At 62.9% G+C, this 9,159-nt stretch carries 6 protein-coding genes; 1 reads left to right on the top strand and 5 read right to left on the bottom strand.

Annotated elements, in window-relative coordinates:
* On the top strand, positions 1-191 hold a 191-nt coding region (locus J1M46_RS03095), incomplete at its 5' end, for a transposase (protein WP_206445645.1).
* A 1,493-nt stretch (positions 192-1,684) separates the two neighbouring features.
* Here J1M46_RS03095 and J1M46_RS03090 read toward each other — a convergent pair.
* The 5 genes from J1M46_RS03090 to J1M46_RS03070 form a co-directional block, all read right to left on the bottom strand.
* Positions 1,685-1,972 (bottom strand): hypothetical protein, encoded by a 288-nt coding sequence (locus tag J1M46_RS03090; RefSeq protein ID WP_206446483.1) that lies wholly within the window; start codon positions 1,970-1,972, stop codon positions 1,685-1,687.
* Positions 1,973-2,593: 621 nt separating this feature from the next.
* On the bottom strand, positions 2,594-3,937 hold the full coding sequence (locus J1M46_RS03085) for a hypothetical protein (protein WP_206446482.1): 1,344 nt from the start codon (positions 3,935-3,937) through the stop codon (positions 2,594-2,596).
* Positions 3,938-4,158: 221 nt separating this feature from the next.
* Positions 4,159-4,902, bottom strand: a complete 744-nt coding sequence (locus J1M46_RS03080) for a TIGR02391 family protein (RefSeq protein ID WP_241248992.1) — start codon at positions 4,900-4,902, stop codon at positions 4,159-4,161.
* A gap of 11 nt (positions 4,903-4,913) precedes the next feature.
* Positions 4,914-8,012 carry a type I restriction endonuclease subunit R gene (locus tag J1M46_RS03075; RefSeq protein WP_206446481.1) on the bottom strand — a complete coding sequence of 1,033 codons (3,099 nt, stop codon included), beginning with the start codon at positions 8,010-8,012 and terminating at the stop codon, positions 4,914-4,916.
* Positions 8,009-9,133 carry a restriction endonuclease subunit S gene (locus J1M46_RS03070; RefSeq protein WP_206446480.1) on the bottom strand — a complete coding sequence of 375 codons (1,125 nt, stop codon included), beginning with the start codon at positions 9,131-9,133 and terminating at the stop codon, positions 8,009-8,011. The genes J1M46_RS03075 and J1M46_RS03070 overlap by 4 nt, the downstream gene beginning before the upstream one ends.
* Positions 9,134-9,159: the final 26 nt, after the last annotated feature.

Genomic DNA, 9,159 nt, shown 5'->3' with positions numbered 1-9,159 from the left:
TCGTCAAACACCGGGCACGGATCCTCGCCGCGATCGAGCACAACCTCTCCAACGGCCTCATCGAGTCGACCAACACCAAGATCCGACTCATCACCCGGATGGCATACGGCTTCAAATCACCCGAAGCCCTGATCGCCCTCGCCCTGCTCAACCTCGGCGGCCACCGCCCCACCCTCCCAGGCCGAAACTGACCCACAGGTACGTCAGGAGAGCCGAAATTGTGCATACAATCGCGCATGCAAACTCTGGCCCAGTGGGAAGCACACGTTTCGAACCGGTTTGATGACTTGCCCACGTTAGATTGGACTGGTGCCTGGTCATTCTCTCGCCAGCGACGAGAACAAGCGGGCGCGACGGCAGAAGCGGCGGCTGCGGCGACGGAACTACTATTCATCATCAGCGAGTTGTGCTCGCAGGAAGCGCTTTCAAAGCTTGGAGCGGCTCGACCCGGCTCACCACTCCGCCAAGTCCAAGATCGAGCGGAGCTTCGCAAGGCTGGCCGCGCGCCAATCACTGACCGACGAGAGCTTTCTCTTGAGGCCGCAACCTCGCAGCTGAGGCAGGCCCGGGCGGGACTCCTGCCGCTTCTTGTCATGGCCGAACCGCTTGGTCGCGAGGCATTGACGCGCACTCTTGACGGCCCTCAGCGCGGGACCGACCTACAGATGCGGCGACGCCTGGCGCTTGCACAGGCCTTTCACGACGGTATGAGTCACCATGAGAAGGCCCTTCGGAATCGGCGGTAATGACTGTTTCCGGCCGGCTCGGCCTGGCCAAAGGCCGTAGCCCCTTACCTGTTGCACCACGCGCCCGTCGGGGCGGTCCCTAGCGATTCGAGTGAGCATCTGCGTGACGGCGTGAAGGTTGCGGTATCAGTCGCCCGCCACGGCAATCACGCTGTCAAGCCGCGTGCCGACGCCGATGCTCGCCGGGTCGCGGCGTGATGGCCCCGTATCGCTTCCCCCTCCAAACTCGCTCCTCAGATGGGACAAGGCTAGACATGGGAGGCGCGCAATGGCGACCGCGCGCCCGCGGTTGGAGCGCGATAGCGCTCATTATCACTCGTAAACGATCGGCGAGCCTGTGGTCGCCAATGCAGCAAGTCTCACGCGGTGGAGCAGGCCGACTCGGCAGGTCCACGGGTTCCACAACTCGTGCACCAAGCAGCCAGCTGAGAGGTTGATTGTGAGAGGCAATTCTGAGAGACGCAGATCTCAAGCTGTGCGCCTCAAACGCGATAGGCCCGCGCCTGTCACACAAACGATCGTTTGCGACACGCAGCGCGTAGCCGTTGTGCGACGGCGTCCGGGCCGATGGAACGCCCGCTGCGGCCACATCGGAATCTTCGCAGCAGGGGCAGCGCTCCACTTGATGCCCGGGCTGCGCACCGAAGCTGCCAGTCGATGGCACTGTTCGACCACGAGCTGAGTGGGGCCGCTCGCCGAGCCTGCGCCCCGACTCGCCTTCCGGTGGGTAGCGTGCGAAGGTGGGGATCGATTGGACTGCTGTATCGGCGTGGGACGTGTGGACATGGCCGCTCTGGGAGCCACTGCGAAATTGGCTGGTCGCGATCGGCGGGTTGATCGCTCTCATCGTCGCGGTCCGCACATACGCTTCGAACGCGAGGGTGCGACGCGAGGAGCAGGCTCGCAAGGTTTATTCACGTTCGTACGCGACTCAGGTGTTACCTAAAGGCAAACGTGTCTCTCACATCTATCTGTTCGACTCGATAGGCGTCGAACCCGCGGAGACTGAGTACCCCGACGGCGATCAAGTTTTCCGCCTCCTTCACGATCACACCACTCACCACGTCCAAGTTCACAACAGGAGCGAGGAGATCGTTGGCCCCCTCCGTCTGCGGGTCGCACTCGACGACACCCCTGCTGGCCCCATTTGCGCTACGGAATGGATCGATGTCGCCGAACCAAAGAGCGTTTGGGAAGTTGAATTCTTGATCCCTGAATGCGAGCACAGCCGTGAGCCCTTAGCTATCGAGGTGCTCTTCCGGGACTCGAGCGGAAGGTGGTGGTCGCGACTCGACGCCTACCCTGTTGAGCGGCGGCGCTGGCTGTGGTTCGCCTCTCCGACTCGCGAGAGAAGCGACCTGACCAGGTCGGCATGACCGCGGGCGGCCTCCCGAGGCGGGCCCGCGGGATGCGCCCGCTCGGCGCCGACGGTGAGTCGCTGCTAGCGAAGCAGTGTCTGGAGCAGGCTCTACCCGGATGCAAGACTCGGCGGTCGCTATCGGAAACCGCGAATCAAATGGAACGCGCACGCGCTACTTCGGCGTGACACCTTGAGGAACTCGTCAACTGGCTCAGGCTCAAGACCCCTCCAATTACTTTTCCTTGCGAACGCCCTTGAAGCTGCCGCCCGTTGCCTTCACCTGGATGAATCTACCGGTCGAGGTGTTGCGCTTAGCCCACGTGCCAGAGGCGGTCCGCACCTGGGACCGTCCAGTCACCGCGCCCTGCCGGGCGCCACGTCCTGTGTTCTTAGCCATCGTGCCTCCTGTCAGCAGATTAGTACTGGCCGCGGACATCATGCGATGCCACGCTGCCTGCGCCGGGCGCGACGTCGCTGTCCCGGCCGGCTAACTTCGAAGGTATTTGACCTGGTCAGCGCCCGAGGCGTCCAGCATCCCGATCACGAACAGCCACACGGACGCGAGTGTCAGGCACGTAAGAGCCACGAGCACAGCGACCGAGGCCAACAGTCGCAGTCGTGACCCGAGGGTCGAAGCCTCGCGGACCAGCAGAATCGAAGCCCCGAGCGCCGCTGGACCAGTAATGAGCGCCAACGTACGTAAGTCGGTCGGCTGATCCACCAACAGAGCCGCCGTCAATAGGAAGAGCAGCAAACTCGCGAACCACGGGACGACGCGCAGTCGCGCGAGGGGCGCCAACTTGAATACGAGCCTGATGCGGTAGTCGCGTTCGGTTTCATGCGCATATAGCGAGACGCCTTGCTCATCCTCCCTCGCATGAAACGCGCCCTGCGCGAACGCCGGACTGCCAGGAACGCGCGCCGAAAAAGCAGCAATCCGCACGTTCGGGTCGGGCACCTTAAACGTGACATGGTTCGTTTGCGCGTCCGCGACTACAAGCTCTTGATCCCCTGTGTTTCGAAGTGCCGTTAGCTTCAGCGCCCGACGATCCTCAATCTTCACGAGGAATGGCTCGTCCAGCGGCACCTTGAGCGCAACCATCAAGTCGAAGTGATTCGCGTAGTCAGCGAGCGATCGCAGGAACTCGAGACCCGGGGAGCCATCGTGTTCTCGATGATGCCTGTGCAACCGTTCAATGAGCTCGCGATACTCGCCTAGTAGGGCCGTAGCCTCGTCGAAGTTGCTGATGACGCCAGCTTCAAGTATTTCAGGAATGACGAGCGCTGGATCTTCAGGAGCGGAGTATCCCTTGAACACGTCCAAGAAGGGTCTCAACACGGCTCGGCACGCATCTGCCACTTCTCGCCATGCGGCTACCGCATCCTTGGGGAGGACCTCTCCGACCCCAAGTTCCAGATAGCGTTCCAGCGTCGCCCGATCTAGAGAATCGCCGATCCACTCCCCCGTGAACCCGCATATCGCCACAAGCAGTCCGTGCAGTTGTGGACTCGTCTCCAGCCGGATCTGCTTTGCCAGCGATTCAAGATACAGCGCTTGCCTCTCGGCGATTTCGACGCGCGGGAGGAGCCAACCGGATCCTTCCGGGCCCTCCACACTGAAGTCGAGCAGCGGTCCTCGGGGCATTGGAGCAACATTCATGGCGAGCAACGCGTGCGTGGCGTTGCGACGAACGTGACGCCGTAATAAGCGCCGAAGCGGAGAGACTTGGAGCGAGCGGCTACGCAGGCAGGACGTGGCTGACTCCACCACTATCTCTTCGACGACACGTACTCGCCAGTCGAGCGGTCTTGATAGCAGCTCCACCGTCACAGCACGACTATCGATCAGGTCAACTACGCCAGCCACATTCACCTACTCAAACGCGTTTCGGTTCGGCACCAGTGAAGCACGGCAAGCGAGAGCGAGAGCGAGCCCGCGCCGTTTGCCTCGGCGAGGAGGAACCCGTAAACCGATCCCTCACCCCGGACACCGCGATCAGTTCGGGCCGCCTGTCACAGACACCCGGTCTGCACTGCCAGCTGAGTCCTGATCTAGACGGAGTCCACGAGAGATTGGTCGACCCAGCGAGCCAGAATACTGAGCGCTGCCAAATACTCGAGAGCGACCTGCTCGTCGAGATCAGCGGGATCCGCGTGTCCGAGCGGATTACGGATGCCCGCATAGATTCCTTCCGCCAATGTTCGGGCACCCCGTTGCATAGACGCGTACGTCTTGTTGCCTGGCTCCGGGGCCATGCGACGCAGACGGGCACCGCCTACCCGAGGAAGGTCCTCGGAGAACGCGAACTTGAACAGCTCGGCTTCGCTCACGTCACGACGGCCAAGCTTGTTCTGCGTTTCTGCGTTGACCTTTTTCGCTGCGTCCTCGACTGCCGAACGGTAGTAACCCGACTGCCAGAGCGCCCGCGCGCCCTCCCACACCCATGGGTGAAATCCTGACGCGGACAGGCTGGGAGCCTTGTCCCCCAGATTCTCGTCGATCTCACGCTTTCGAGACAACAAGGCCTGCGCCTCCAATACGGCTTCCCGCTGTCTCTTCCACTCAGGCTCGTAGGCGGAGACTGGCTCATCACTGAGCACCCAGTCGGGAGACATACGCAAAAGGATTCGCCGGGCCACGGCCCACTGGGCGACTATCTGGTCCTGGTTGCCGTTGGCTACGAACCAAACGCCCATGTCCTCGGGATCTCCTTGAAATGAGCCGTCGGTGAGTTCTAGGAAGCGATCGAGTTCACCGATCGCCCACTCCGTATTTAGCGGCATCGCGTTCTCCATCCGGTGCGCCGTTAGCGTGCTCGTTGGGCAAGGAACTCGTACAGCATCGCCGGCAACGCCTTGCTGAGTTCGGTGTACAGCACGCTGTCGCTCAGCATGTCGTCGACGAACTGTGGCGTCTCGTCGCGCACCTTCACGACGGCCTTCGCGAAGGCCTTCGGCAGTGCCGGAGACTCAGCGAACTGGTGGGGTGTGTTGACCTCGGCCTGACGGGCAAGGTCGTAGTCGACGGCCAGCTCACCCATGATGTGGTTCACCATCAAGCGCGGTACCGCCGGACCGTAGGTGCCAGCGAACCGATCGTTGAGCTTGCCGATGATCTCCTCAAGCGCGCTCCGGTGTCGCTCGTGGATCCCACCGGAGCCGATCGCGGTGATCGGGTCGAGGCCGACGCCCTCCTCGAGCGCGAGTTTCACTGCTTCGCCGGCGGTGATGGTGTAGCCGGCGAGCTGCACCTGCGAAATGTCGACTGGTTCTTCGTACGTTGAGGTGTGCAACTGCGGCAGGATGCGACGCAGGAAGAAGTGGCGGCGGGGCAGGTCGGTGTCCTGGAGGTTGCGCGCCTGCGAGATGAAGTCGTAGAACTTCACGAACTGGCCGGCGTCGGCCTTGAACAGTTGCAGTTCTTCCTGCTTGCCCTTGTCCGCATCCGTCACCGCGTCGAACCAGCGCTTCTTGAAGCGGTCAACGGCCGGTCTGGTCGCACCGGAGAGCGCGCTGTTCACTTTCACCCCACCCGCCAACGCTGCATCGAACGCCTGCTCGACCTCGGCCAGCGTGTAGATGCCTGCGCTGTCGAGCTTGGTGACGAGGTCGTAGATCAGATTCGGGTCGGTCGTCGCCGTCAGCGTCGCCTTCCGGTAGTACGGCAGGAACGCCTCGCGGATCTCTTCTGGCTCGTTCACGAAGTCGAGCACGAAGGTCTTGTCTTTGCCCGGATGCGTGCGGTTCAGTCGCGAGAGCGTCTGCACTGCCTGCACGCCGCCGAGTCGCCGGTCGACGTACATGGCGACCAATCTTGGCTGGTCGAAGCCGGTCTGGAACTTCTCCGCCACGATCATCACGTTGTAGGTCGTGGGCTTGAAAGCCGCCGCGAGATCCGAGGTCCACAGGCCCGGGTTCTGGGTCTTCTCCGTCAGCCCCTCGCCCACGTCCTCGGGGTCGTCCACGGTGCCGGAGAACGCGACCAGCGCCTTCACGCCCTGGATGTGCGCGTCGGCGACGTACTTGTCGAGGTACTTCTTCCACCGCACCGCTTCCTTGCGGGAGCCGGTGACGACCATCGCCTTCGCTTTTCCCTCCAGTAGCGGCTGCGCGAAGGCACGGAAGTGGTCGACGACGATCTTCGCCTTCTGGCTGATGTTCGTCGGGTGCAAGCGCACGTACTGCACCAGAGCCTTCACCGCGGTCGACTCGTCGACCTCCCCGCTGCCGTCGTAGTCCGCGCCCTCGTGCTGCAGCCGCCAGGCGACCTTGTACGGCGTGTAGTTCTGCAGCACGTCGAGGATGAAGCCCTCCTCGATCGCCTGTTGCATCGAGTACAGGTCGAACGGCTCGGGCAGGTCACGACCGTCGGGCACCCGGCCGAAGATCTCCAGCGTCTTGGCCTTTGGTGTCGCCGTGAAAGCGAAGTAGGAGATGTTCGGCGCATCCGCGGTGACCTCCATCGCCCATCGCAGGAAGGTCTCCGAGTCGATCTCCGCGCCCTCGGCGACCGCCGCCTGCTCGTCGGGCGACAGGATCTTCGCCAGTGCTCCCGCTGTCGAGCCGGTCTGCGACGAATGCGCCTCGTCGGCAATCACGGCGAATCGTCGACCCTGCAGTTCGGGCTTCGAATCGATAAGCGTGATGAGCGCCTCGAACGTCTGGATCGTCACGATCACGATCTGCTTGCCGCCCGTCAGCGCCGCCCCGAGCTCGGCCGACTTCGACTCGCCCCCATCACGAGTGATCGACTGCACCACTCCTGCGTACTTCTCGAACTGCCCGATTGCATCCTGCAGCTGCTTGTCGAGCACCGTGCGGTCAGTAACCACCACGACCGTGTCGAACACCTTCTGGTTCAGGTCGTCGTGCAGCTGTGAGAGCTGGTGCGCGAGCCACGAGATCGAGTTCGTCTTGCCAGAGCCCGCCGAATGCTGCACCAGGTACCGGTTGCCCGACCCCTCTGTGCGCGCCGCCTCGACCAGCCGCGTCACCGCCCGCCACTGGTGGTAGCGCGGGAACAGCACCTTCTCGCTGCGGTGCTTCTTGCCCGTGTCCGGGTCGACTTCCACATCGACCTGCGTGTGCATGAACGAGCCGATGATCTGCAGCCACGTGTCGCGCTGCAGCGTCTCCTCCCAGAAATACGATGAGGCAGATCCGGATGGGTTGGGCGGATTTCCAGCACCCTGGTCGTCGCCGCGGTTGAACGGGAGGAACCGCGTCTTCTCCCCCGCCAGCTTCGTCGTCATCCGCACCTCGCTGTTTGAGACGGCGAAGTGCACGAGCGAGCGTCGGCCGAAGGCGAACAGCGGCTCGCCGGCCGTCGCCCGGTCGAAGCGGTATTGGTCGACGGCGTTCGCGATCGGCTGCGTGAAGTCGGTCTTCAGTTCTACCGTCGCCACCGGGATGCCATTGACGAACAGCACCAGGTCGAGCGCCTTGTTCGGGTTCTTCGTCGAGTAGCGCACCTGCCGCATTACCCGCACGCGATTCAGCGTGTACTTCTCCAGCGTCGCTGGGTTGTTGCCAGTCGCCGGCCGGAACTGCGCCATCGCCAGCTTGACCGCTCCGCCGTGCATAGGCACGTAGCTGAAACCCTCACGCAGGATGCGCAGGGTGCCGCCGTGCTTGAACGGATCGTTGTCGAGCGCCTTCCCCAGCCGGCGTAGCAGATCGGCTTTCGCGGCCGCCTGCTGCGCCTCGGTGTCGGATGCGCGCACCACCTTCGCGTACTCGTCAGGCTGCGAATCAGCCACCCACCCGAGCACATCCTCCGGCAGCAGCGCGAGCGCCTTGTCGAAGCCAACGTCGGTGGGCGAATAGAACCAGCCGTTGGCAGCAAGGTGCTCGGCGATCTCCGTCTCCAGCACCTGCTCGAGGTGCGCGCCACCAATGCCGCTCATACCGCCATCCCCACGTCGATCTCCCCTGTCACCGCAGCCGAAATCAGCGCGGCCCGCCGCTCGCGAGCGAGTTCAATACCGTGCTTCGCCTTGCTCATCGCTGTGTCAATCTTGTCGGAGCGTCCCCCGAAACGCGCTACCAGCTCCGCTTGGAGACTCGCACTTGGGACGGGAACTCGCACGTCTCGCACCACAGATGTGTTCAACCTCAACCGCGTCGTGCCCCTGGCAAGCAAGCGCATCTGGCCGCGCGTGGGCGGCGCTGAGAGAATCCATGCCAAGTACTCCGCGGAGACCAATCGATTCGGACGAACTCGATAGCAGTCAGCTTTGACGATCGCTGGGCCAATATCAGGCAGCACGCAAGCGCGGCCAAGCGGCATGCGTTCGTCGCCCAAGCCAGCCACGATGACATCTCCAGCTCTTGCAGCGTGGGTCGCGAGTTGTGCGCCGTACTCGGTGCTGATGAACGCCTCGTCTGCAGGCTTGAACTCGTTGACGCCAATGTTCCCGAGCCGAATTACACGCGTGCCAGAAGTCGAATAATGGGCCGAAGTCAGGGACGACCCAAACGGTCCGTCCACGATAGAAGCGACGAGTCTGCGAACGGGAACCAGTCGTCCTGCCGTCGCAGCGTCGTCATAGAGTTCGGTCCAGAGACTGTCCCGGCGCTCAGCGAGCAGGACGACGAGTTCCTCGTTCTTCGCGATGAACGCGTCGATCTGCGCCGTCTCCTGATCCAGAAAACGCAAGATCCGACTCTGTTCTTCCGTCGGCGGGACGGGCAACCTAAGTGATCGGAACGTCGCCCGATCGAAGGACGTCGAGCGCTCGCGGATACCCTTGGCCAGACTCTCAATGTATCCGCGCTGCGCCATAATTCGCAGCAGCAGGGCAAAGTACCGAGGCTCGCCTGCCGGGATCGAGTAGATGTGCGCGACCGGCGACATTTTGCCATCTGAGTCCGACACACCGATCGCTCCCGCGAACGCGTCCATACTGTGGATCACGAGTTCTCCACGTCGCACGCCCTGGTACCCGTGCTCTTGCACCGCCTCCGTGAAGCCAGCCGAGCGGCGCAGGCTACGCAACGTGACTTCACCGTCGCGGAAGGCCGTCACTATGCCATCGTCGACTGCAGGCGGAC

It is taken from the genome of Agrococcus sp. KRD186, from assembly GCF_017168255.1.
GTDB lineage: Bacteria > Actinomycetota > Actinomycetes > Actinomycetales > Microbacteriaceae > Agrococcus.
The sequence above is the reverse complement of the archived record's forward strand: the minus strand, read 5'-3'. Positions and strand labels throughout refer to the sequence as shown.

What these genes read in the sequence shown, in the direction of transcription:
- J1M46_RS03080 (WP_241248992.1), bottom strand. Translation starts at nt 4,902, where the DNA reads ATGGAGAACGCGATGCCGCTAAATACGGAGTGGGCGATCGGTGAACTC.
- J1M46_RS03075 (WP_206446481.1), bottom strand. Translation starts at nt 8,012, where the DNA reads ATGAGCGGCATTGGTGGCGCGCACCTCGAGCAGGTGCTGGAGACGGAG.